Origin of the sequence: Pseudoalteromonas sp. 0303 (genome assembly GCF_013349995.1) — a bacterium.
Lineage (GTDB): Bacteria > Pseudomonadota > Gammaproteobacteria > Enterobacterales > Alteromonadaceae > Pseudoalteromonas.
In genome coordinates, this window is sequence record NZ_JABVXF010000002.1 from 194,082 (window position 1) to 217,616 (window position 23,535).

The 23,535-nt window shown below is 41.0% G+C and carries 20 protein-coding genes; 10 read left to right on the forward strand and 10 right to left on the reverse strand.

Going from position 1 to position 23,535, the window contains the following annotated elements:
- Nucleotides 1–67: 67 nt before the first annotated feature.
- From HUS62_RS03030 to ampD, 8 genes are all read right to left on the reverse strand, one after another.
- Nucleotides 68–1,072: a Fe(3+) ABC transporter substrate-binding protein gene (locus HUS62_RS03030; protein ID WP_175078490.1), complete on the reverse strand. Its 1,005-nt coding sequence runs from the start codon at nt 1,070–1,072 to the stop codon at nt 68–70.
- A 790-nt stretch (nt 1,073–1,862) separates the two neighbouring features.
- Nucleotides 1,863–2,525 carry a tRNA-uridine aminocarboxypropyltransferase gene (locus tag HUS62_RS03035; protein ID WP_175078513.1) on the reverse strand — a complete coding sequence of 221 codons (663 nt, stop codon included), beginning with the start codon at nt 2,523–2,525 and terminating at the stop codon, nt 1,863–1,865.
- 340 nt (nt 2,526–2,865) lie between these two features.
- Nucleotides 2,866–4,290 (reverse strand): dihydrolipoyl dehydrogenase, encoded by a 1,425-nt coding sequence (lpdA, locus tag HUS62_RS03040; protein WP_054562783.1) that lies wholly within the window; start codon nt 4,288–4,290, stop codon nt 2,866–2,868.
- Between the two features lie 188 nt (nt 4,291–4,478).
- Nucleotides 4,479–6,377: a pyruvate dehydrogenase complex dihydrolipoyllysine-residue acetyltransferase gene (gene aceF / locus HUS62_RS03045; RefSeq protein ID WP_175078491.1), complete on the reverse strand. Its 1,899-nt coding sequence runs from the start codon at nt 6,375–6,377 to the stop codon at nt 4,479–4,481.
- A gap of 9 nt (nt 6,378–6,386) precedes the next feature.
- Nucleotides 6,387–9,053, reverse strand: coding sequence for a pyruvate dehydrogenase (acetyl-transferring), homodimeric type (gene aceE / locus HUS62_RS03050; RefSeq protein ID WP_062566172.1), 2,667 nt, complete (start codon nt 9,051–9,053; stop codon nt 6,387–6,389).
- Nucleotides 9,054–9,138: 85 nt separating this feature from the next.
- A complete protein-coding gene (pdhR, locus tag HUS62_RS03055) occupies nt 9,139–9,888 on the reverse strand; it encodes a pyruvate dehydrogenase complex transcriptional repressor PdhR (RefSeq protein WP_036965924.1) in 750 nt (249 codons plus the stop codon).
- 464 nt (nt 9,889–10,352) lie between these two features.
- A complete protein-coding gene (gene ampE / locus HUS62_RS03060; RefSeq protein ID WP_175078492.1) occupies nt 10,353–11,204 on the reverse strand; it encodes a beta-lactamase regulator AmpE in 852 nt (283 codons plus the stop codon).
- A 21-nt stretch (nt 11,205–11,225) separates the two neighbouring features.
- Nucleotides 11,226–11,768 (reverse strand): 1,6-anhydro-N-acetylmuramyl-L-alanine amidase AmpD, encoded by a 543-nt coding sequence (gene ampD, locus HUS62_RS03065; RefSeq protein WP_175078493.1) that lies wholly within the window; start codon nt 11,766–11,768, stop codon nt 11,226–11,228.
- 187 nt (nt 11,769–11,955) lie between these two features.
- On the opposite strand from ampD, the gene nadC reads away from it, so the two are divergent.
- From nadC to yacG, 7 genes are all read left to right on the forward strand, one after another.
- On the forward strand, nt 11,956–12,804 hold the full coding sequence (gene nadC, locus HUS62_RS03070; RefSeq protein WP_175078494.1) for a carboxylating nicotinate-nucleotide diphosphorylase: 849 nt from the start codon (nt 11,956–11,958) through the stop codon (nt 12,802–12,804).
- Between the two features lie 506 nt (nt 12,805–13,310).
- Nucleotides 13,311–13,748 (forward strand): pilin, encoded by a 438-nt coding sequence (locus HUS62_RS03075; RefSeq protein ID WP_175078495.1) that lies wholly within the window; start codon nt 13,311–13,313, stop codon nt 13,746–13,748.
- A 79-nt stretch (nt 13,749–13,827) separates the two neighbouring features.
- Nucleotides 13,828–15,054: a type II secretion system F family protein gene (locus tag HUS62_RS03080; RefSeq protein WP_175078496.1), complete on the forward strand. Its 1,227-nt coding sequence runs from the start codon at nt 13,828–13,830 to the stop codon at nt 15,052–15,054.
- Nucleotides 15,055–15,176: 122 nt separating this feature from the next.
- Complete coding sequence (locus HUS62_RS03085; RefSeq protein WP_175078497.1) at nt 15,177–16,079, forward strand: A24 family peptidase; 903 nt, start codon at nt 15,177–15,179, stop codon at nt 16,077–16,079.
- 2 nt (nt 16,080–16,081) lie between these two features.
- Complete coding sequence (gene coaE / locus HUS62_RS03090) at nt 16,082–16,681, forward strand: dephospho-CoA kinase (protein ID WP_175078498.1); 600 nt, start codon at nt 16,082–16,084, stop codon at nt 16,679–16,681.
- A gap of 193 nt (nt 16,682–16,874) precedes the next feature.
- Complete coding sequence (gene pilB, locus HUS62_RS03095) at nt 16,875–18,551, forward strand: type IV-A pilus assembly ATPase PilB (protein WP_175078499.1); 1,677 nt, start codon at nt 16,875–16,877, stop codon at nt 18,549–18,551.
- 73 nt (nt 18,552–18,624) lie between these two features.
- On the forward strand, nt 18,625–18,858 hold the full coding sequence (gene yacG / locus HUS62_RS03100) for a DNA gyrase inhibitor YacG (RefSeq protein ID WP_054562797.1): 234 nt from the start codon (nt 18,625–18,627) through the stop codon (nt 18,856–18,858).
- Nucleotides 18,859–18,915: 57 nt separating this feature from the next.
- On the opposite strand, the gene HUS62_RS03105 is transcribed toward yacG, so the two are convergent.
- Nucleotides 18,916–19,443, reverse strand: coding sequence for a Spy/CpxP family protein refolding chaperone (locus tag HUS62_RS03105; RefSeq protein ID WP_175078500.1), 528 nt, complete (start codon nt 19,441–19,443; stop codon nt 18,916–18,918).
- 171 nt (nt 19,444–19,614) lie between these two features.
- On the opposite strand from HUS62_RS03105, the gene HUS62_RS03110 reads away from it, so the two are divergent.
- From HUS62_RS03110 to HUS62_RS03120, 3 genes are read left to right on the forward strand one after another with little or no spacing between them, the layout of a single operon-like run.
- A complete protein-coding gene (locus HUS62_RS03110; RefSeq protein ID WP_175078501.1) occupies nt 19,615–20,304 on the forward strand; it encodes a response regulator in 690 nt (229 codons plus the stop codon).
- Between the two features lies 1 nt (nt 20,305).
- A complete protein-coding gene (locus HUS62_RS03115) occupies nt 20,306–21,691 on the forward strand; it encodes an ATP-binding protein (protein ID WP_175078502.1) in 1,386 nt (461 codons plus the stop codon).
- The gene (locus HUS62_RS03120; RefSeq protein WP_175078503.1) at nt 21,692–22,630 is read left to right on the forward strand and encodes an alpha/beta fold hydrolase; all 939 of its coding nucleotides are present in this window, start codon (nt 21,692–21,694) and stop codon (nt 22,628–22,630) included.
- On the opposite strand, the gene HUS62_RS03125 is transcribed toward HUS62_RS03120, so the two are convergent.
- Nucleotides 22,609–23,517, reverse strand: coding sequence for a cation diffusion facilitator family transporter (locus tag HUS62_RS03125; protein WP_082401648.1), 909 nt, complete (start codon nt 23,515–23,517; stop codon nt 22,609–22,611). The two genes, HUS62_RS03120 and HUS62_RS03125, sit on opposite strands and share 22 nt — an antisense overlap.
- Between the last annotated feature and the right edge of the window lie 18 nt (nt 23,518–23,535).

The following is a 23,535-nucleotide window of genomic DNA, read 5'->3' on the forward strand; positions in this document are numbered from 1 at the left end:
ATACCAGATAAAATAAAAGCTGTTAAAAAACAGCTTTTATAAAAATGTGTTACGAGAAATATCCTCGTTATAAATCAAACTTTACTTCATCAATCAGCTTCAGTGCCACAGGGCGATATTTGCTGATCTCATCAAGAGGAAGGCTATCTTCTTTAAACTCACCCCATGATGCAACCATCTCAGATAATGCAACCCCTTGCTTTACAGGGTATTCCATATTAACTGAAGCATACATATTTTGCGCCTTATTGTCGGTCATATACTCAACCAGTTTCAAGGCATTTTCAGGGTTTTTAGCATAACGGGTCATAACAACGCCCGATACATTGATATGAGAACCACGGTTTGTTTGGTTAGGGAAGTTAATATAAACCGCTTCAGCCCATGATTTTTGCTGCTCATCTTGCATCATTTTGCCAAAATAATAGCTGTTGCCCAACGCCAGATCGCATAAACCTTCTTTTACGGCTTTGACTTGCGCTCTGTCATTACCTTGCGGCTTACGTGCTAAATTGGCTTTTACGCCCTCAAGCCATTGCTTAGTTTTTGCTTCGCCATGGTGAGCAACCATAGAAGCAACTAAACCTAAATTGTAAGGGTGTTTACCAGATCGAGTGCAGATCTTACCTGTGTATTTTGGATCGGCTAAATCCTCGTAAGTTAATTCAGCAAGTGCACCAACACGCTCTTTTGCAGAGTAAACATTACGTACACGTTTAGTAAGTGCTATCCATTGACCGTCGGCATCGCGAAAAGTGCTTGGCACATTCGCATTAACCACATCACTATTAATTGATTGCGTTAAGCCTAAGTCCTCTAATTGAATCAGCGCACTAAAATTAGAGGTTAATACTAAATCAGCCTTACTGTGCTTACCTTCACGCTTTACACGTTCAATTAACCCTTTTTTAGCAAAAACCACGTTAGTTTTAATACCTGTTTGCTTAGTGAAATCATCCAAAATAGGCTGAATTAAGAATGGTTGACGAAACGAGTAAATATTTACTACATCTGCAGCAAATGTAGGCGCACTTAATAATGCGCTAAGTAATACTAAGGCTGTTTTCTTCATTTTATAGCACCTAAATAGTAACAATTATCAAAATATTTTACCTAGAGTTAGGGCAAAGTGCACCCGTTTAAACTTATATTTCAATCAACCTAACTGCCATTTAGGAATTTGCATGTAAGACATATCTCACCCACATGGCAGTTATTGAGTAAAAACCACCAGCAAACACTGCACAAAACAAGATAAACACTTGAAATATAACAATATACTTTAAATGACAATAAAATAACCAGCAGATTAAGTAAGATTTTGACCTACTCAGCTTTGCCCATTTCTCTATAATTACTTACATCAACTAAGCAAGAAGCTTAATGAGTAGATGGATAAGGAAGCATTACTCATAATACCGCGGAATAAGGTTCATTAGGAGAATAAGGAATCAAGGACAGGCTCAGGAAGAGTAACGCAATGGAGTGACAACCTACGGACAACATCAGGATGATGTGGAATGGCATGACAACAGGACGTTGTTATACAGGAAGTTCAAAAAGTGGAATAAAGGACAGGCCGTTAGGGCATCGCAATGGATTTGCAAACAAAGGGATAGTGTCAGGATGGCACGTAAGGGAGTGGTAAAGTATTTACCAGCAAGGATGTAAAGGACTAACAAGGAAACAAGGCGGGATTGCCTTATATTGCACAGAACCAATAAGTAAAGTGTAATAGCATGGATTGGCAAAGTTTAGGGAGTTGATTAGATTCAATTGCAGGATGCAAAAAATTAAGAAGATTCCGCAAGCGCGACTAGAGATAGTACGCGCTTTTCTTTTGCCTAAAATTTAGTAAAGAGTTATTTCTCTGGTCGCCCTTTATTGCGCTTACCTAGCAGATAAGCATCTCTAAACTTAATAAAATGTTGCTCAAGCTTTTGTGTAGCATCTTCTTCACCGGCAAGGGCAAGTACCATAATAGCCACCTCAGCGGTGCCTAACTGATGCTCATGCGGAGCAACACGCAGTCGGTAATCCGAAAGCTTTTCAGGCGTAATTGAAAGCACAGGAAAATTATCTAGATAAGGGCTTTTACGGATCATTTTCTTTGCTTCGCGCCAAGTCCCATCTAAAAAGATAAACAAAGGACGCTTACCTTCAACAGGAGTTACTTCGGTGATTACGCGCTCTTCGTCGTCAACATCGCTGGCAGGAAAAATAACCATTGGCTGATACTGAGGATCCGCCAACAAGCTTAATAAGGCTTCATCTGGATTTGTTCTATCCCACTTAAAGGCATGGTTATCTGGCACGATTTCAGCAATTAAACGGCCAGTATTTGACGGCTTAAAACTCTCATTATGGTACATAAGTAAACAGACCGCGGCATCACACTGAGCCTGCTCAACGCCTTCACAAATACAATAGTGCTCGGCTAATAAACAACGCTCACAACGCGTTAACTTTGCTCCTCGCGCTTTAAATTCACGACGAGACTCAGTCATTTGCTGAGCACGAAGCATTAACACTGAATTATTTGAGATAGTAGCCACTGTATTTACCAGATAATTAAACGGCGCGTATTGTAGCTAAAAATATGGGGAATAGATATTGATCTAAGTGGTTAGTGGTTAGTGGTTAGTGGTTAGTGGTTAGTGGTTAGTGGTTAGTGGTTAGTGGTTAGTGGTTAGTGGTTAGTGGTTAAACAAGTATAATTCATTTCATGTATAACAAGCTTTTGTTCAATTACAAAAAATAAAATAACTCTCTCGATCAACTAACGAGTGACATCTGATATCTAACCTCTAAGAAAACAAAAAACCCAGCAGGAGCTGGGTTTTTAAAACGATTAGTCAAAAGAACTTACTTCTTTTTAACTGCTTTTTTGTTTGGAAGGTCAGTGATTGAACCTTCGAAGATTTCAGCAGCTAGACCGATTGATTCGTTTAATGTTGGGTGAGCGTGAATAGTTAACGCTAGGTCTTCACCGTCTGCGCCCATTTCAACAGCTAAGCCGATTTCACCTAGCATTTCACCTGCGTTGATACCAACCATAGCACCACCGATAACACGACCTGAGTCTTTATCGAAGATTAGCTTAGTTTGACCTTCAGTACGTGCTGAAGCGATTGCACGACCAGAAGCAGCCCAAGGGAATACAGCAGTTTCGATGCTTAAACCTTGCTCTTTAGCTTCTTTCTCAGTTACACCAACCCATGCGATTTCTGGATCTGTGTATGCGATTGAAGGAATGCACTTAGGATCGAAGAAGTGTTTCTGACCAGAGATAACTTCTGCAGCAACGTGAGCTTCGTGAACCGCTTTGTGTGCAAGCATTGGTTGACCAACGATATCACCGATCGCGAAGATGTGATCAACGTTTGTTTTAAGCTGTTTATCAACATTGATGAAACCACGCTCATCAACGTTAACGCCTGCTTTATCAGCGTCAAGTAATTTACCGTTAGGTGTACGACCAACAGCAACAAGTACTTTGTCGTAACGTACTGCGTCAGCTGGTGCGTTTTTGCCTTCGAATGAAACGTATAGACCGTCTTCTTTCGCTTCAACGCCAACAACTTTAGTAGAAAGCATTACGTTGAACTTGTTCTTAACGTATTTTTGGTAGATCTTGATAACGTCTTTATCAGCTGCTGGTACTAATTGATCAGCAAACTCAACTACGTCGATTTCAGAACCTAGTGCACGGTATACAGTACCCATCTCAAGACCGATGATACCACCACCTAAAACAAGTAGTTTCTCAGGAACGTCTTTAAGCTCTAGCGCACCAGTTGAGTCAATTACACGGTCATCTTCAGGGATGAAAGGTAAGTTAACAGGTTGAGAACCCGCTGCAATAATAGCATTGTCAAAAGTGATTGTTGTTGTACCGTCTTCACCTTCAACAGCAAGTGTGTTGCTGCCAGTGAATTTACCGTAGCCGCTAACTACTTTCACTTTACGCATTTTAGCCATGCCGTCTAGGCCGCCAGTAAGTTGACCGATTACAGACTCTTTCCAATCACGGATTTTGTCTAGGTCGATTTCAGGCTTGCCAAAAGTAACGCCGTGAGATGACATTTCAGCTGCGTCATCAATCACTTTAGCTACGTGTAAAAGTGCTTTTGAAGGAATACAACCCACATTTAGACATACACCGCCTAATGTGTTGCGAGATTCTACCAGTGTAACTTCTAAGCCCAAGTCAGCAGCACGGAAAGCCGCAGAATAACCACCAGGACCACCGCCTAGTACAACAACTTGAGTTTTTAATTCGTTGCTCATGCTATTACCTTAAATGTTTGAACGGGACACTGCCCCTAAGTTTAACTGCCATGTTTCTGCAAGGCAGAAAGGGAGAGCAGATATCTATACCAAGATTGTTCTATGGCAAAGATTGTATCATTGCCAATGGTAAAAATCCCAGCAAAAAACAACTTGCTGGGATTTGATTCTTATAATTTACGAGACGATTACATCACTAGTTGACGAATATCGCTCATGTAGCTTGCTAGCGTCACAGTAAAGCGTGCTGCTAGGGCACCGTCAATAACCCTATGGTCGTATGACATTGATAATGGAACCATTAATTTAGGTTCAAACTCTTTGCCATTCCACTTAGGTTTCATTTCTGACTTAGATACACCCAAGATAGCAACTTCTGGCGCATTCACAATTGGCGTGAACGCTGTACCACCGATACCACCAAGGCTTGAGATTGTGAAACAACCGCCTTGCATATCAGATGACGTTAGCTTGCCTTCACGTGCTTTCTTAGAAATATCCATTAACTCACGAGAAAGTTCAATGATGCCTTTCTTATCAATATCTTTGAACACTGGAACAACTAAACCATTTGGCGTATCAACTGCAACACCAATGTTGATGTATTTCTTCAAGATTAAGCTTTCGCCGTCTTCAGACAGTGAAGAGTTAAACGTTGGGAATTCAGCCAATGCTTTCGCCGCTGCTTTCATTACAAATACAAGTGGTGTGATTTTAACACCCAGCTTTTTCTTCTCTGCAAGCGCATTTTGCTCTTTACGGAATGCTTCAAGGCTTGTGATATCAGCTTCGTCAAACTGTGTAACATGCGGGATTTGCACCCAGTTACGATGTAAGTTAGCACCTGATAGCTTCTGGATACGAGAAAGTTTCTTCTCTTCGATTTCACCAAACTTAGCAAAATCAACCTTAGGCCAAGGGATAAGACCTAACTCACCGCCACCGGCATTACCTTTACCTGCAGATAGCTGACCTGACTCAACTTTCTTCACAAGATCTTTCACGTAGTTTTGTACGTCTTCTTTCACAACACGATTCTTACGACCCGTGCCTTTTACGTTTGCTAGGTTAATACCAAACTCACGCGCTAAACGACGAACAACAGGTGATGCATGTGCATACGCTTTGTTATCTGCAAAACCTTCGTTGCTTGCAGGTGCTGATGCTGGCTTTTCAGCCGCAGGCGCTGTTGCTGCAGGTGCAGGCGTTGCTTCAGCTTTTGCAGGAGCAGGTGCCGCTGCAGCTGGTGCACTACCAGCTACTTCAAATACAAAGATAAGTGAGCCAGTTGATACTTTATCCCCAGCTGCTACTTTGATTTCTTTAACAGTACCAGCAAATGGTGCTGGTACTTCCATTGATGCTTTATCGCCTTCTACGTTTAAGATTGATTGATCTTCTTCAACCTTGTCGCCAACAGCAACCATCACTTCGGTTACTTCAACTTCGTCACCACCGATATCAGGCACGTTAACTTCTTTAGTGCTTGATGCCGCTGCTGCCGGCGCAGCTTCAGCTGGTGCTGATTCTGCAGCTGGCGCTTCTGAAACGCTTGAAGCTGTTTCAAAAACGAAGATTAGAGAGCCCGTTTTCACTTTATCGCCAGTCGCGATTTTGATCTCTTTAACCGTACCCGCAATTGGAGCAGGTACTTCCATTGATGCTTTATCGCCTTCAACGCTTAATAAAGATTGCTCTTCTTCAACCGTGTCACCTACCGCAACCATGATTTCAGTTACTTCAACTTCATCATCGCCGATATCTGGCACAGTTACTTCCTGTGTAGCAGAAGCTGCAGGCGCAGCTGCTGGAGCTGGCGCTTCTTCTTTAGCCTCTGCAGGAGCCGCAGCTTGTTCTTCACCTTCGAAGATCATGATAAGTGAACCAGTAGTTACCGTATCACCTTCAGCTACTTTAATTTCTTTAACCGTACCTGCTTGTGCAGCAGGTACTTCCATTGATGCTTTGTCGCCTTCAACCGTTAATAACGATTGGTCAACCTCAACCTTATCACCAACGCTAACAAGGATTTCGGTTACTTCAACTTCATCGCCACCGATATCTGGTACATTAATTTCAATACTCATTGGAACCTCTTATGCGTATAGCGGGTTAACTTTGTTTGTGTCGATGTCGAATTTCTTGATTGCTTCAACAACTACTGACTTCTCAACTTCACCACGTTTAGCAAGCTCAGATAGTGTTGCAACCACAACATAACCAGCATTCACTTCGAAGTGACGACGTAAGTTTTCACGGCTATCAGAACGACCGTAACCATCAGTACCTAACACTTTGTAGTTACTGCTTGGTACGAATGAACGAACTTGTTCTGCGTAATTCTTCATGTAGTCTGTTGCTGCAACAGTCACGGCATCTGTTAATGCGTTCGTGATGTAAGCAGTCTTTTGCTCTGCTTCAGGGTTAAGCATGTTGAAACGCTCAGCGTCTTGACCGTCACGAGTTAACTCGTTGAATGATGTTACAGAGAATACATCTGAACCAATACCATACTCTTCGCTCAGGATTTGTGCCGCTTTACGCACTTCAATCATAATAGTACCTGAACCTAGTAACTGTACTTTCGCTTTATCGCCAGCCACAGTTTCAAGCTTGTAGATACCTTTACGAATACCTTCTTCAGCGCCTTCTGGCATTGCTGGTTGATGGTAGTTTTCGTTCATTAGCGTTAGGTAATAGAACACGTTTTCTTGGTCTTCACCGTACATGCGACGGATACCGTCTTGCATGATTACCGCTACTTCGTATGCGAATGTCGGATCATAAGAAATACAGTTAGGAACCGTGTTAGCAAGAATGTGGCTGTGACCATCTTCATGCTGTAAACCTTCACCGTTTAGTGTAGTACGACCTGCCGTAGCACCTAGTAAGAAACCACGTGCTTGTTGGTCACCGGCCATCCATGCCATATCACCTACACGTTGGAAACCAAACATTGAGTAGTAGATGTAGAATGGGATCATTGGTAAATCGTTAGTGCTGTATGATGTTGCAGCAGCAACCCATGATGACATTGCACCTAACTCGTTGATACCTTCTTGTAGTACCTGACCTGATGTTGCTTCTTTATAGTAAGAAACGATGTCACGGTCTTGTGGCGTGTAGTTTTGGCCATGCGGGTTATAAATACCGATTTGACGGAATAAACCTTCCATACCAAATGTACGCGCTTCATCAGCGATGATAGGAACGATGTTTTTACCAATGCCTTTGTCTTTTAGTAATACGTTAAGTGCACGTACAAAGCCCATTGTTGTAGAGATGTCACGTTTTTGCTCTTCAAGTAGTGGCTTGAACGCGTCAACTTCTGGCAATGTTAAGCTTTCAGAAAACTTAGGAATACGCTTAGGTGTGTAACCTTGTAGCGCTTCACGGCGAGCGTGAAGATACTTGTACTCTTCAGAGCCTTCTTCAAGAGTAAGATATGGCAAGTCTTTAATTTCTTCATCAGAAACTAAATCTTGTAGACCTAAACGTGAACGTAGGTGCTCAACGTGGGTCATGTCCATTTTCTTAACTTGGTGCGCGATGTTTTTACCTTCAGCCGCTTCACCCATGCCGTAACCTTTTACAGTTTTAGCTAGGATGACAGTTGGACGGTCTTTGGTTTCTTCCGCTTTTTTGAATGCAGCGTAAAGTTTTGATGGCTCATGACCACCACGCTTAAGTGCGAAGATTTCTTCATCAGTCATATCAGCAACAAGTGCTGCTGTTTCTGGGTAACGACCGAAGAAGTGCTCACGAACATATGCACCGTCTTTTGCTTTATATGTTTGGTAATCACCGTCAATCGTTTCGTTCATTAACTGCAGTAATTTACCTGATGTATCTTTAGCAAGTAGGATATCCCAACCACTACCCCATACAACTTTAATCACGTTCCAGCCTGCACCTTTGAATAGGCCTTCAAGCTCTTGAATGATCTTACCATTACCCATAACTGGGCCATCTAAACGCTGTAAGTTACAGTTGATTAGGTAACATAGGTTATCTAGCTTCTCACGCGCAGCGAATGAGATTGCACCACGTGATTCTGGCTCATCCATTTCACCATCGCCTAAGAAAGCGTATACACGTTGGTTTTTAGTGTCTTTTAAGCCACGACCGTCTAGGTATTTTAAGAAACGAGCTTGGTAGATTGATGCAATTGGACCAAGACCCATAGATACCGTAGGGAACTGCCAGAATTCAGGCATTAACTTAGGGTGTGGGTATGAAGGAAGACCTTTACCATCAACTTCTTGACGGAAGTTATCAAGCTGCTCAGCTGTTAAACGACCTTCAACAAATGCACGTGCATAGATACCTGGAGAAATGTGACCTTGGTAATAAACTAAATCACCGCCATCAACATCGTTTGGTGCTTTGAAGAAGTGGTTAAAACATACTTCATAAAATGCAGCTGAAGACTGGTAAGACGCCATATGGCCGCCTAAGTCTAGATCTTTTTTCGACGCACGTAATACGATCATGATCGCATTCCAACGAATAATTGAACGAATACGACGCTCAATGTTTACGTCACCTGGGTAAGCAGGTTCTTGATCTACCGGAATGGTATTAACGTAGTTAGTGGTTGTGCCAGTAGGCATATCAACACCGTCTAAACGGGCTTGCTCTAACACTTGCTCAAGTAAGAATTGAGCACGTTCAACACCTTCTTCACGCACAACAGACTCAAGGGCTTGTAACCACTCTTGTGTTTCTAGCGCGTCTACGTCAATTTTATTGACTTCAGACATATGGAGGTTTCCTTATGTTTAAAATACTAATTATTTTAATAAATCTTAAAATTAAGTAGTTAACTAAACTTAGCTAATCACTTGCTTAATGTTGTTTGGTGCGTCTTAAACTACGTTCAATCCGCGAATGCTCTTTGCCAGCCTCAAGTAAGGCTTCTTCGATAAAGGCTAAGTGAGCATTACTAGCAAGACGTGCTTGCTCTGGGTTTCCTTCAATAACCGCATCCATCAACAGTCGTCTATGTTCTGCGAGCTGCTGGCTGATCTGTGGTTTTTTTAACAGTACAGTTAAATTCTGTAATACATTTTGCTCTAGCAAGGCCTGCATACCACGTACTAAATGTAGCAGTACAACGTTATGAGACGCTTCAGCCACACTAAAATGGAATGCATTAATTGCTTTTGCCTTTTGCACAATGTCGTCATTAACGAGCGCAATGTTGTCAAAGCTTTGTTTTACTTTTTTGAAGTCATTCGTTGTGCCGCGCATAGCTGCATAATATGCTGCGATTCCTTCAAGGGCATGACGAAATTCGAGTAAATCAAATTGTGACTCTGGATGCTTACTAATCAAATCAAAAAGCGGATCCGTGAGCCCCTCTTCAAGCTGATTCTTTACGAACGTTCCACCACCTTGGCGACGCGTTACTAACCCCTTAGCTTCTAGCTTTTGAATCGCCTCACGCAGTGAAGGTCGCGATACTTCAAATTGTTTCGCTAATTCACGTTCAGGAGGCAGCTTTTCGCCTGGCGCCAACGACCCCTCAAGAATCATATTCTCAAGTTGTTGTAAAATTACATCAGATAATTTTGCTGCTTTAATCTTTAAAGACATTTATTAACGTCCGCATTGTTATGCGCTAACCCCATAAATATCGGGTATTTAGCCTTGTGCTTTGACCAAAAAGGTAAATTGGTCATACCAAATTTATCGCATACGTTATCAAAAACCCGTATTTCTGTCAATTTCACTACGTTCAGCGCCTAGTTACACCCTAACGTAATTCGTCTAAAGATTAAACAGTATGGATTAAAGTGGCTTTTTCTGAAGGAAAAAACAATAAAAAATAAATGGTCAGACCAGATTAGCAAGCAAAGCTATTAGAGGCCAGATTTAAGATTTTAGTTGAATTGAGTAGCTTTGTAACAGCGGGTTTACCCCGCATCGTTGAATTGAATGCTGAAAAATTAAAACTCAATCGAAGTGCATTAGTAGAGCGATTAATGAATAAAGTTATACAACAAGATTTACTCTTGTAACTTGCTAACTTTACTCTTTCAACTCGCTAACTTTACACACTACGCCAAACCACCAAACAGGGTTAATGCTGCTATGATCACTAAAAAGAACAATACATTTCTTTTTACAAGCTTCATCATGCAAGTGGCTTCATAAGTACAGCCAAAATGTTGCTGCTCAATTTGCTCAGCGGCAAGTGCAGTTTGCGTAACAACTTTGCGGTTGCTCACTGAAAAGTCGAGCACATACTTCAGCCAACAACTGGTACCTTTATTAAAGTTACCAATCACTAAATAACCAAAGCTTGCAACCCGAGCCGGTAACCAATCGAGCCAAAACAGTAAGCTATGTACTAGTTTAAAACGCTTAGCATAGGCAACACTGTGATCATCCCTTACTTTGTCAGCAAAAGTACGAACTAGCGCATAAAGAACCGCGCCAGGTACACCTAAGACCACAAACCAAAAAATAACTGCACAATAAAAGCGAAAATTTAACCAAGCTAAAGTTTGGCCAAAAGTTTCACCTTGAGGAGCATCTTCTGTCTTCTTTTGACCCATCTGTAATGCAAATAAGGTAGCCGCTTCTTGATCGTTGCGGGTTAACGCATTTAAGTAAGACTTATATAGAGCACGTTGCTTAGCACAGCCAAAACACACCAGCAGCACAGCAACATTCACAGCTAGTTGCCAAATAATAAAATCAGAGAGTTGATAAACTAAACCTGCGGCAACGACAGGCAGCATTAACCAAATCAAAAAACCAATTGGTGAATTAAATAAGCCTTTTTCTGAGAGTTGTTTTTGCGAATGCTTTAGATAGGTATTGGCATAAAAACCGATTTGCCAATAATTAGCGCGAGCCCCTAAGCGCTCAACCACCAAAGCAATAATTATTGAAATTAAGATCATGCTTTTACCTATATCCTTTAACTAAAACACTAAATCAAAATAGTATTGCCAATCAAAACTCGCTCCAGGGTCAGTTTTTCTGCCCGGAGCAATATCACAGTGGCCTACAATGCGTGAACGGTTTATCTCAGGGTACTTTGCCATCAACGCCTTAGTCACTAAGTGTAATGCATTATACTGGGCTTGGGTATACGCTTGCTTATCTGTACCTTCAAGCTCAATGCCCACGCTAAAATCATTACAGCGCTCTCGACCTTCAAACGTTGAGATACCAGCGTGCCAAGCTCGTTTTTCAAAAGGCACGTACTGAATAATTTCACCGGTACGACGAATAAAGCAATGTGCAGACACTCTTAAGCCTTTTAAATCAGTAAAGCTTTCGTGTGCCGTACAATCAATTGCCCCCATGAACAAGTCATCAACATAAGGCGTTGCGAACTGCCCAGCAGGCAATGAAATATTATGAATAACAAGTAATGACACTTCGCCCTCGGGGCGCTCATCGTAATGTGTACAGGGCCTTTGTAACACATTGTTTAATTGACCCAATTCATTTATATGCATATTAAAAACTAACGATGACAATAAAGTTAAATAGTGTAAAGGGTTAAAATCTCAGGGTCTAGTTGCTTTGATTCAATCACTTAAAGTAAGAGAAAGGATACTTTAATGTGGCCGATCTTTGTCTTCTATTAAGGGGTTAAACATAGTAAAATTTCGCCAATTTATTAATAAACAATGAGCTTTCGACATGTCAGTCCCTCACACTTTAATTAGCCAACTGGTAAAACTCGCCCTTGATGAAGATTTAGATTACCAAAGCGCAAGTGACGGTGATATTACCGCGCAACTAATTCCAGCAAACGAGCTAGCCAATGCCAAAGTAATTACTCGTGAAGACTGTGTATTTTGTGGTAAAGACATTATTTTAGAAGTATTTAAGCAAGTTGATCCTTCAGTTGAAGTTGACGTACTCGTAAATGACGGCGACAAAGTAGCTGCAAATAGCACACTTTTTACAGCATCTGGCTCAGCGCGTGCTATTTTAACTGCAGAGCGCACTGCCCTTAACTTTGTACAAACACTCTCAGGTACAGCAACAACAACAGCTCATTATGTAAAAGAGCTTGAGGGCACGACTACGCAGCTACTCGACACGCGTAAAACAATTCCAAGTTTACGTGCTCTACAGAAATACGCTGTAAAATGTGGCGGCGGCGCGAATCATCGCATCGGCCTTTTTGATGCGTTCCTAATTAAAGAAAACCACATTGCAGCCTGTGGTGGTATTGATAAAGCCGTCGCTCAAGCTAAATTAAACCACCCGACTAAACCAGTTGAAGTAGAAGTAGAATCACTTGATGAGCTTGAACAAGCGATCACAGCTGGGGCAGATATCATCATGCTTGATAACTTTACTGTAAAGCAAATTCAACAAGCTGTTGTGCTTACAGACAAGCGAGCAAAGCTTGAAGTATCTGGCAACATGACTCTTGAAACCTTAAAAGCCTATTCGCAGGCCGGTGTTGACTTTATTTCAAGTGGCGCACTTACAAAAAATTTACAATCAATCGACCTTTCAATGAGATTTAACACCTAAAACCCTCCCTTTACGTATTTAATGCTTTACCTAGTTCGTTGACAAGAAAATAAAAAAAGCATTAAATACGTAAAAAGCCTGAACAGATAACAAATAACTAACATCTCTTTAGCGCTTTTGACTATTTTGTATGCCTACACCCTAAACCTACTCAAGATTGCAATTAATTCAATAAGTTCCTGAGCGGGAGCGGTGTTTATAAGGTGTTTATAAATAGTACAACTAAGTAGAGCTAAGCTTATTTTACATCAAACAAAGGTAGGAAAGTTCTGAAAAACTGCTTATTGAACAGGAAAATGGCTTCCAAAAACGCTTAATAATGCTAAAGTAATTTTATGAACTCTGAACACAGGACGTTCAAGTAAAACTTTGTTAATAATCAAGCTTTATTCAAACTGATTTTAAGTAAAATTGTAAGATTTATCCTGTAAACTGAGCCTTGGTTTTACAACGCTGAAGTTACAGCTAAACTTACTAAATAATCATATCCTTTAGGAGAGGAACAAATGACACAACAAAAGCAACAGGGTTTCACCCTAATTGAATTAATGATTGTAGTTGCAATCATCGGTATTTTGGCAGCAGTAGCACTGCCTGCTTATCAAGATTACACTGTAAAAGCTCGGGTATCAGAATGTGTAAACCTTGCTAGCGCAGCAAAAACAACTGTAGCAATGAATGCAGCTGAAGGTGCAGTATTTGATTCTGGTTTTAATCCAAACGCTAAAACTGAAAACTGTTCAGCAGTATCTATTGATGCCGATACGGGAGTAATCGAAGTAACTTCTGAACCAAAAGCTGGATCAGTTGTACTAACAATGACGCCAAAAACTGGTACAGCAGCTCTAAAAAGCGGTACAATCCCTGCTGGAGAAATCAACTGGACTTGTACTATTGATTCAGCAGATAAAAACAAGTACGTACCTAGTTCTTGTCAAATTTAGTGACACCTGATTAAATAGTTTTAATCATTTTAAGGTAGCGGCTCAAGCTACCTTTCTCTCTTCTATTCCAAAGAAAAAAATGGCTAAACAACCTGAAAATAAAAGCTTAGACACTTTCCAATGGGTTGGTGTGAGTGCTCGCGGCAAAAAGCTTGAAGGTGAACTTTCTGGACAAAGCATAGCGTTGGTTAAAGCACAACTACGCAAGCAAGGTATAATTCCGTCGAAAGTAAAACGTAAAGCAAAGCCTTTATTCGGCGCTCGCGTCCAAAAAATCACAGCTAAAGATATTGCCCTCATTACTCGACAAATTGCAACTATGCTAATGGCAGGGGTTCCCCTCATTCAATCTATTGAAATGATTGGCTCAGGTGCTAAAAATAAAAGTGTTGCCAAACTTATGGAAAGCATTGGAGATGACGTAAAAGCAGGTATGCCTTTATCGCAAAGCCTAAGAAAACACCCTCGCTATTTTGACGACCTTTATTGCGACCTAGTTGCCTCAGGTGAGCAATCAGGCGCCCTTGATAAAATTTTTGACCGTGTTGCCCTTTATAAAGAAAAGGCTGAAGCTTTAAAATCAAAAATTAAAAAAGCCATGTTTTACCCTATTGCGGTGTTAGTGGTTGCTCTAATCGTTACATCTATCTTGCTGATATTTGTAGTACCGCAATTCCAAGATATTTTTAATGGTTTTGGTGCTGAGCTTCCAGGGTTTACCTTAATGGTGATTGGTATATCTGAATTTATGCAGGAATATTGGTGGATAATACTCATTGCTGTTATCGCAACTGGTTTTGCATATAAAGAAGCACTACTTAAAAGTAAAAAACTCAGGGATGCTAATGATAGAGCCGTATTAAAACTGCCTGTTATTGGCATGATTTTGAATAAAGCAGCAGTTGCTCGCTATGCCCGAACACTTTCAACTACTTTTGCTGCTGGTGTCCCCCTCGTTGATGCGCTTGATTCTGCTGCTGGTGCCTCTGGTAATGCAGTTTACCGCTATGCAATATTAGAAATAAAAGCAGAGGTCAGCTCAGGTAATTTAATGAACTGGGCAATGCGCAATACTAAAATTTTCCCTGATATGGTGGTGCAAATGGTGGCCATTGGTGAAGAATCTGGTTCACTTGATGGCATGCTTGCTAAAGTAGCCACCATATATGAGCAAGAAGTTGATGATGCAGTAGACGGTTTGTCAAGCTTATTAGAGCCTTTAATTATGGTTGTGTTAGGTGTGCTTGTCGGTGGTTTAATTGTTGCTATGTACTTGCCTATATTCCAATTGGGTTCGGTGATTTAACACATAGCTGTAAGCAAACTATAAACACTAGTTGATTGCTTGCTACATAAAATAAATAATAAGAATAGTTCAACACAGCGAAATAAAATCGGCCTTGAAATGGCCTGAAGTTAGGTATTTTAATGGAAAACTTTTTTCTTGATATAACCACTGCGATGCAAAGTCAGCAGTGGTTTTATTTTTTGACGGTGGGCTTAGTAAGCCTGTGTATTGGTAGCTTTTTAAATGTGGTGATTTATCGTTTGCCACTAATGATGAAAAGAGAATGGCAAACTGAATGCCGTATTGTATTGGCCGATGAGCTCAATTTAAAACAGCAAGCAGAACCAGAACAAGCTACCTTTAACCTAGTAAAACCTAATTCAACCTGCCCTAAATGCAAAGCACCGATTAAGGCTTGGCAAAATATTCCTGTACTGAGTTGGTTATTATTAAAAGGTCGCTGTGCTAATTGTCAAACATCGATTTCTGTGCGCTACCCTATTGTTGAAATGCTTACAGCGGTTTTAAGTTTAATTGTCGCTGCTGTTTTTGGTCCAACTAAGCTTGCTCTTCTTTATATATTGATTACGTGGGTGTTAGTCGCTTTAACCTTTATCGATGTAGATCACATGTTACTACCCGACCAGCTCACCCTACCACTAGTATGGCTGGCGCTGATTGCGGCCACTATGGATATTACTATTGCGCCGAGCGATGCCATTATCGGCGCAGCAATTGGCTACCTGAGCTTATGGAGTGTTTACTGGTTGTTTAAGCTTGCTACAGGTAAAGAAGGCATGGGTTATGGCGACTTTAAACTTTTAGCTGTATTTGGTGCGCTACTTGGCTGGCAAGATATTTTAACTATCGTGCTGCTATCAAGTGTCGTCGGTGCCATCATCGGCATTGCGCAAATCATGATCCAAGGTAAAGACAAAACTACGCCAATTCCGTTTGGGCCTTACCTTGCCATCGCAGGATGGGTCACCTTACTTTGGGGTGAGCAAATTAAAAGTTATTACTTTAATTACTTAGGTTACTAATTATGGCAAACTGGGTTTTAGGGCTTACCGGTGGTATTGGCTCAGGCAAAAGTGCAGTAAGCGCCATGTTTGAAGAGCTTGGTATTCAAGTGGTTGATGCCGATATAGTTGCCAGAGAAGTCGTCGAGCCAGGCTCTGTTGGCTTAACAAAAATTACAGCACATTTTGGTGATGAGATACTCACGGATAACGGCACGCTTGATCGCGCAAAGCTTAGAGCAATTATCTTTGCTGATGAATCACAAAAGCAATGGCTAAATAACTTATTGCATCCACTTATTCGAGAATCAATGCTGAGCCAATTAAAGCAAGCCACCAGCAATTATGTCATCTTAGTTGCCCCCTTACTTTTTGAAAATGGCTTAGAAAAATACTGCAACCATACCTTGCTAATAGATGTTCCGGTTGATGTACAAATAACAAGAACGACAGCCCGTGATAATGTCTCTGTAGAATTAGCTAAGCAAATTATCGCTTCTCAAATGAGCAGAGCTGATAAACAACAAAAAGCGGGAGATATTTTAGATAATAACCGCCCTCTTGAAGAAGTAAAAACGGATGTGCAAAAACTGCATGAAAAGTATCTAATACACTCAGTCTAGGCTATTGATTTTATTTATAGATTCTCATTTAATAGAAGCCCCTAAAACCAATACAAAAGTACCACCCCACACTCTAAACAACTGAGTTTTAGGTTAATTTTTTTTGCAATTTTTCTAAAATCAGACAAGACTGATGTAATAGCCTTACTTTTTCTGTTAGATTGTGGCAATAAAGGATCAATCTAGGTGCGCAATGAATATAAACTCACCGCTACTTCGAAAATTTATTACACTCGGTCGCATTGATGCAGAGACCGTAAAATCAAAGCAGCGCGAATACAGCTCTACTGCTGAGCTTATATCTAAAACATGTGGAATGGCTGGACATGAGCTCGCAGAGCAATGTACAGATCTTTTTCGTGTGCCTTATTTTGATATTAGAGACTTTGATGTAGCGAACATTAGCGAAGAGCTTGTTAAAGACAAGTTGATACGTGAACACCATATTCTACCCCTAGTGAAAAAAGGCCGTAAACTCTATATTGCTGCCTCAGATCCTACCGACTACGGTGCCTTTGAAAACTTTGAATTTAGTACTGGCCTTTCATGCGAAGTGGTCGTTGTTGATTACACGCAACTTGAAAACAAAATTGAGCAATTACTTGATGCCGCAGGTGGTTTACATTTAAGTGAAGATGAGTTTAAAGAGCTTGGTGAGCTTGAAACAGAAGCCCCTCGCGATTTAGCCAGCAAAGATGAAGATAAAGACGATGCCCCTATTATCGTTTACATCAATAAAATATTGATGGACGCAATTAAAAAAGGGGCCTCGGATCTACACTTTGAGCCTTACGAACACCGCTACCGCGTGCGTTTTCGTATCGATGGTATTTTGCATGAAATGGCAAGTCCGCCAAATAGCTTAGCGAGCCGTTTATCTGCACGTATCAAGGTTATGTCACGACTAGACATAGCAGAAAAACGTAAACCTCAAGACGGCCGTATTAAGCTTAAAATCACTGAACGTAAAAGTATCGACTTCCGTGTAAGTACCTTGCCTACCCTTTGGGGCGAGAAAATCGTAATGCGTATTCTCGACTCATCAAGTGCTATGCTAGGTATCGATGTGCTTGGTTATGAGCCAGAGCAGAAAAAACTCTACATGGACGCGCTTGAGCAGCCACAAGGCATGATCTTAGTAACCGGTCCAACGGGCTCTGGTAAAACGGTATCACTTTATACGGGTTTGAATATTCTTAACCAGCCTGAACGTAATATCAGTACTGCCGAAGATCCAGTAGAGATCAACCTTGAAGGGATTAACCAAGTACAAATTAATCCAAAGGCAGATATGACCTTTGCCAATGCACTAAAGGCTTTCTTACGACAAGATCCCGATGTCGTAATGGTTGGTGAGATCCGTGACCTCGAAACCGCTGAAATAGCAATAAAAGCGGCGCAAACAGGTCACTTGGTATTATCAACTCTGCATACAAACTCTGCTCCAGAAACTCTTACACGTCTTTTAAATATGGGTGTGCCTGCTTATAACGTAGCAAGCTCTATCAGCCTTATTATTGCGCAGCGTCTAGCAAGACGACTTTGCCCTAAGTGTAAAACACCAGAAAAACTTCCTGATGAAGAATTGATTCGCCAAGGTTTTGATAAAGACAAACTCAATGAAGTTCAGTTATTTGCACCAAAAGGCTGCGACAGCTGTACTGAAGGCTATAAAGGTCGAGTTGGTATTTACGAAGTAATGCAAATTACCCCTGAAATAGCGCAAATTATTATGCGTGGTGGTAACTCTCTAGAAATCGCTGAAGTATCTCTGCGCTCAGGCTTTAATGATCTGCGTTTATCTGGCCTGAAAAAAGCCGCCGATGGTGTTACCTCTCTGACAGAAATAAACCGAGTAACGAGTTTCTAAACAAATTCGTTACTGGATTATCAGCTAACTGTTCAGTAAGATCTGACAAAAGTGCTTATTTGAGAGTTATTCCATGCCAACAGTTGTAAATTGCCCAACATGCAAAGCCAAAGTTGAATGGTCAGAGCAAAGCCCGCATCGTCCATTTTGCTCAAAGCGCTGCCAGCTAATAGATTTAGGTGAGTGGTCATTTGAAAACAATAAAATTTCTAGCCCAATTAGCAATGCTAATGATTTGAGCCAAGATATGATTGAAGATATCGAAGCAATGCTGGCTAAAAACGATGATTCATTCTTTAAAGAATAATGCGTCAAATACAAAAAATGCGGCATTTGCCGCATTTTTTAATATAACCTATCACTTTTAACCTTCAGATTTCTCAGCTTTGCGTTCGCCTCGATGACCATGGTGGCCCTTTTTGTGACCTTTTTTACGCAGGTGCTTTTTAATCTCTTGATAGCTTTCGCGCTGTTCAGCATTTAAAACCTGCCAAATCGCATGGTCAGATTTCATTTTTAGCATTGCAAACTGCTGACCTTTTTCTTGGCGCGCTTTAATCAGCTCTAATGCGGCATTTTCGTCAAATGCTTTTGTTGCTAATAACGCATCCATTTTCTCTTTGTGTGCAGCACGAGCGGCTTTCATTGCATCTTTATCGCCACGCAGTGCTGCAAATTGTGTTTTCTGCTGTGCAAAGATTGCTTTAAGTTGTGTTTGCTGCTCTTCGGTAAGTTGTAATTTATCAATACCACGCTCAGAAAGTAAAAAACGAGCCTGTGGGTTCATACCACGGTTAAAGTCTCCTTTCGCCATTGCTGAAGTAGCACCTACACTGGCTGCTGCTAAACCACAAACAAGTACGAATTTAGAAAGCTTATTTGAAATAGTCATAATCATTACCTTTTGTTGGGTTGTGCTCTGTTGTCGTTTCCGACTGATGGGTTAACTATAACTAATTCAATGCAAAGGAACGCAAGCCAGTGTAAAGGTTGTGTAAAGATTCACTTTTACATAATTTACTGAGTAAAATAACCTTAAAGAAATAAATAGCTAGGTGTCAGAATGAAACTATTAATGATCGACGACGATACAGGATTGTGCGAATTACTCAGCGAGTACTTGTCAGCACAAGGTTTTACAGTAGAGTGTGTTCATGATGGCGCTGAAGGCCTAAAGCAAGCTATTAAGCATAACTATGAGCTAATATTGCTTGATGTGATGTTACCCTCTATGGATGGCTTCGATGTGCTAAAGCAATTAAGACAACATAAGCTCACACCGGTGATCATGTTAACCGCGAAAGGCGAAGATTTTGATCGTATCTTTGGTTTAGAACTTGGCGCAGATGATTATATTCCTAAACCGTTTAATCACAGAGAGCTACTAGCTCGCGTTAAAGCAATTACTCGTCGCATCGAACATATCAATAGCTTATCGAGCCAACAGACCAGCTCATTGAGTGTTAACAGCATCAATGTTAATTTCGCAACTCGTGAGGCTTCTGTTAATGACAATGTACTTAGCCTAACCGGCACTGAGTATGAGATCCTTGCCATGCTAGTGCAACATGCCGGTGAAGTGATCAGCAAAGAGCAAATAAGTGAACAAGTATTAGGTAGACGCCTTGCTCCTTTTGACCGCTCAATCGATATGCATGTCAGCAACATCCGTAAAAAAATTGCAGAGCATGTTAGTAATGAACGGATCAAAACCATGCGTGGCAGTGGTTATGTATTAATACAAGGCGAATAATATGCAAACTCCAAGCTGGCTAAAGCATCCCCGCCATTATTTGTTTTTAAAAATATTTGCTTGGTTTTGGGTCACCGTTATCGCGACTATCACAATACTGGTGTTTTTAAGCCAGTTAACGAGCAATGTCGGCAATGACGACCTGCGTGGACCCATGCTGAAAAATCTTGAGTACACGGCTAAAAGTATTGAACGCATTGTTGCTAAACACGGAAAATCAACTCAAGAGGTTTTATCTCATCCGCGCTTATCAAAGCATAAATTACTGTACTTAAATGGTGAGGTTCATGGTGTTGAAATGCTCAGCGAACCTGTATCCAAAGACATTGATTTAAGCTTGCTGAACTTTACCAAATATATGCGTCCGCAAATTATTTTTACCGATGAATACCAAGCTTATGGGCCGGTAGCTTTGAATGTGCCTGAAGGTAAGTTTTATCTTTATGAAATCGATGAAAAACGCAAGAAACCGTTTTTTGTCAGCCTATGGCTAATGCCTGTTTGGCTTAAACTGCTTATTGCTTTAGTTGCATCCTTGATGCTGAGTTTCTTCTTTAGCCGTAACTTAATTGCACCTATTAATAGTTTAAAAGAAACAGCAAAAAAACTAGCTCATGGCGATTTAACTGCCCGTGCCGATGTATCTCCTACTCGTCAAGATGAGTTAGGTGTACTTGGTCGTGACTTTAATACCATGGCGGTGCAACTTGAGCAGCTTATTAGCGCTCAAAAACGACTACTAGCAGATATTTCTCATGAACTACGTTCACCATTAACGCGCTTAAAAATGGCCACAGGCCTTGCACAAATGCAAGCAGATGATGCTCAACACACTTATTTAGAGCGCATTGAAAAAGAGGCCAATCAGCTCGATAAAATGATTGCCGATGTACTTCAAGTTTCACGTTTAGAAGCCAAAAGCCAGACTCTGGCGTTGAGTACACAATCCTTACAAGTGATTGTTGATCATGTACTCAACGATGCTCAATTTGAGGCCAAGCAAAGTAATAAAGAGCTTATTGTTAATGGTACACTAACAGCCGATTTAAAATGCGATGAAACCTTAATAGCCAGCGCGCTTGAGAATGTACTTCGCAATGCCATTAAATACGCAGAACATTCAATCTCAATTGGCCTAGTTGAATCAGACGCTATCTACATCACTATTTGTGATGACGGTAAAGGGGTTGATGAAGCAAACCTAGCAAGGCTGTGTGAACCTTTCTTCCGCCAGGAGCATGCTCGTGATAGAAGCACAGGCGGCACGGGCTTAGGTCTTGCTATTGCAAAGAATGCTATCTCAGCACATGATGGTACACTAACACTTGAAAACCAAGAACATGGCGGACTGTGCGTAAACATCCGTCTACCTTTTAAGAGTGAGTAAATGTTTTATAGTAGCGAAGCAAGTCTTGTTAACAACCTACCTAATATTAATCAGTTTTTTTCTGAGCAATTACAGCAAGACTTTCTGAGCACCGCTCATGGCAAGCTTTATTATGGCTATGCAATCCCTCAACAAGCAAAAACGGCCATTGTTATCAGTACTGGCCGAATAGAGTCTTTAATTAAGTACAAAGAGTTGCTTTGGGAGCTATACCAAAATGGCTTTGCAGTTTTTAGTGTTGATCACCAGGGGCAAGGTCGCTCTTATCGTCATTTAAAAAACACTCATAAGGGTTATGTAAATCGCTTTACTGATTACGCAGATGACTTTGCTGTATTTATAGAAAAAGTGGTGCATCAACACTGGCAAGGAAAGCAGGTTTTGCTTGGCCACTCTATGGGCAGTGCCATTGCCTATGATTACCTATCGCGCTATCAGCATCAATTTGCGGGTGCTTTTTTATCAGCGCCGATGTTTGATATCTATACCAAAGGCACGCCAAAGCCTGTAGCAAAACTGGCTGCTAAAATTGCATCCTTACTTGGTCTTGGCCGCAGTTACGCATTTGGCCAACGCGATTATTTACCAGTCGACTTTGCAGCTAATGAGCTAACCAGTAGTGAAATTCGATATAAGCTGTTCAGAGAGCTGTATGCAGCAGAAGATGATTTACAGCTAGGTGGCGTAACCTATGGTTGGCTTAATGCATCATTTGATTTTATTGCTTCTTTAGTCGATAAAAAAGTCGATATTCCTTTATTTATCGCAATCGCCGAGCAAGATACCGTGGTCGATAACGCTGCGCAATTTGCACTTAGCCATAGGCAAAAAGCACAACTAAAAAGCTATGCGAGCGCTCGCCACGAGTTATTATGTGAACGCGACGAGATCAGACAAGCAGTGCTCAGCGATTTTTATCAATTTTGTGCTGAGCTTTGACGTGTTTTGTTAACCACAGAAAGTGGGTCTAGGTGCATCAAAATATCCATTTCACAATCAAAATGCGTTTGAATTAACGCTTCTACTTCATCAGCAACTTGATGCGCTCTTATCAATGATAATGAGTCTTCCAGCTCTAAATGCATCTGAATAAACTTAATTTTACCACCTTGGCGAGTACGAATATCATGGGCACCAAATACGTCTTGATGACTATTCACAATGGCCAGTATTTGTTGTTTTTCTTCATCTGGGAGCTCTTTATCCATTAAGTGATCAGCACTTTCGCGAGCAATATCCCAGCTGTTATAAAGTAAATAAACAGCCACCCCAATAGCAAACAATGGATCGGCATAAGCGACGCCGTACTTAGCTAACACAATTGCCAGTAATACCGCCAAGTTTAAGATTAAATCGCCTTTATAGTGAATTGAGTCTGCTTTAATGGCGATTGATTCGGTGTGATTAATCACCTTAGTTTGTACAAACACCACCACGAGCGTACAAACAATAGCGAAAATACTAACCCAAATACCAAGGTCTGAATGCTTTAAGGTTACCGGATTAAATAAGCGCTCAATGCCATGAAACGCTAAAAAGCAACCTGAGCCAGCTATAAAAGCAGCCTGTGCAAGCCCGGCTAATGCTTCGGCTTTTCCGTGACCAAAGCGATGGTCGTCATCAGCAGGGCGTAGTGCATAACCTAGCACTAAAAAACTCATCAGTGAGGCTGTGATATCCATTAACGAATCGGTCAATGAACCCAGCATTGACGCCGAGCCAGATGCAAGCCAAGCCCAGCTTTTTGCTGCGATCATTAAACTCACCATAACAATGGTGACTATACTGGCTGTTTTAACCCAAAACTCATAACTACGATGCTGCACAACAACTTACCTTTAGTG

What these genes read in the sequence shown, in the direction of transcription:
- pilB (WP_175078499.1), top strand. Translation starts at nt 16,875, where the DNA reads ATGAATATAAACTCACCGCTACTTCGAAAATTTATTACACTCGGTCGC.
- HUS62_RS03085 (WP_175078497.1), top strand. Translation starts at nt 15,177, where the DNA reads ATGGAAAACTTTTTTCTTGATATAACCACTGCGATGCAAAGTCAGCAG.
- HUS62_RS03105 (WP_175078500.1), bottom strand. Translation starts at nt 19,443, where the DNA reads ATGACTATTTCAAATAAGCTTTCTAAATTCGTACTTGTTTGTGGTTTA.
- HUS62_RS03110 (WP_175078501.1), top strand. Translation starts at nt 19,615, where the DNA reads ATGAAACTATTAATGATCGACGACGATACAGGATTGTGCGAATTACTC.
- ampD (WP_175078493.1), bottom strand. Translation starts at nt 11,768, where the DNA reads ATGCATATAAATGAATTGGGTCAATTAAACAATGTGTTACAAAGGCCC.
- aceE (WP_062566172.1), bottom strand. Translation starts at nt 9,053, where the DNA reads ATGTCTGAAGTCAATAAAATTGACGTAGACGCGCTAGAAACACAAGAG.
- HUS62_RS03120 (WP_175078503.1), top strand. Translation starts at nt 21,692, where the DNA reads ATGTTTTATAGTAGCGAAGCAAGTCTTGTTAACAACCTACCTAATATT.
- HUS62_RS03035 (WP_175078513.1), bottom strand. Translation starts at nt 2,525, where the DNA reads ATGCTTCGTGCTCAGCAAATGACTGAGTCTCGTCGTGAATTTAAAGCG.
- HUS62_RS03075 (WP_175078495.1), top strand. Translation starts at nt 13,311, where the DNA reads ATGACACAACAAAAGCAACAGGGTTTCACCCTAATTGAATTAATGATT.
- yacG (WP_054562797.1), top strand. Translation starts at nt 18,625, where the DNA reads ATGCCAACAGTTGTAAATTGCCCAACATGCAAAGCCAAAGTTGAATGG.
- HUS62_RS03080 (WP_175078496.1), top strand. Translation starts at nt 13,828, where the DNA reads ATGGCTAAACAACCTGAAAATAAAAGCTTAGACACTTTCCAATGGGTT.
- nadC (WP_175078494.1), top strand. Translation starts at nt 11,956, where the DNA reads ATGTCAGTCCCTCACACTTTAATTAGCCAACTGGTAAAACTCGCCCTT.
- HUS62_RS03115 (WP_175078502.1), top strand. Translation starts at nt 20,306, where the DNA reads ATGCAAACTCCAAGCTGGCTAAAGCATCCCCGCCATTATTTGTTTTTA.
- HUS62_RS03030 (WP_175078490.1), bottom strand. Translation starts at nt 1,072, where the DNA reads ATGAAGAAAACAGCCTTAGTATTACTTAGCGCATTATTAAGTGCGCCT.
- lpdA (WP_054562783.1), bottom strand. Translation starts at nt 4,290, where the DNA reads ATGAGCAACGAATTAAAAACTCAAGTTGTTGTACTAGGCGGTGGTCCT.
- coaE (WP_175078498.1), top strand. Translation starts at nt 16,082, where the DNA reads ATGGCAAACTGGGTTTTAGGGCTTACCGGTGGTATTGGCTCAGGCAAA.
- ampE (WP_175078492.1), bottom strand. Translation starts at nt 11,204, where the DNA reads ATGATCTTAATTTCAATAATTATTGCTTTGGTGGTTGAGCGCTTAGGG.
- aceF (WP_175078491.1), bottom strand. Translation starts at nt 6,377, where the DNA reads ATGAGTATTGAAATTAATGTACCAGATATCGGTGGCGATGAAGTTGAA.
- pdhR (WP_036965924.1), bottom strand. Translation starts at nt 9,888, where the DNA reads ATGTCTTTAAAGATTAAAGCAGCAAAATTATCTGATGTAATTTTACAA.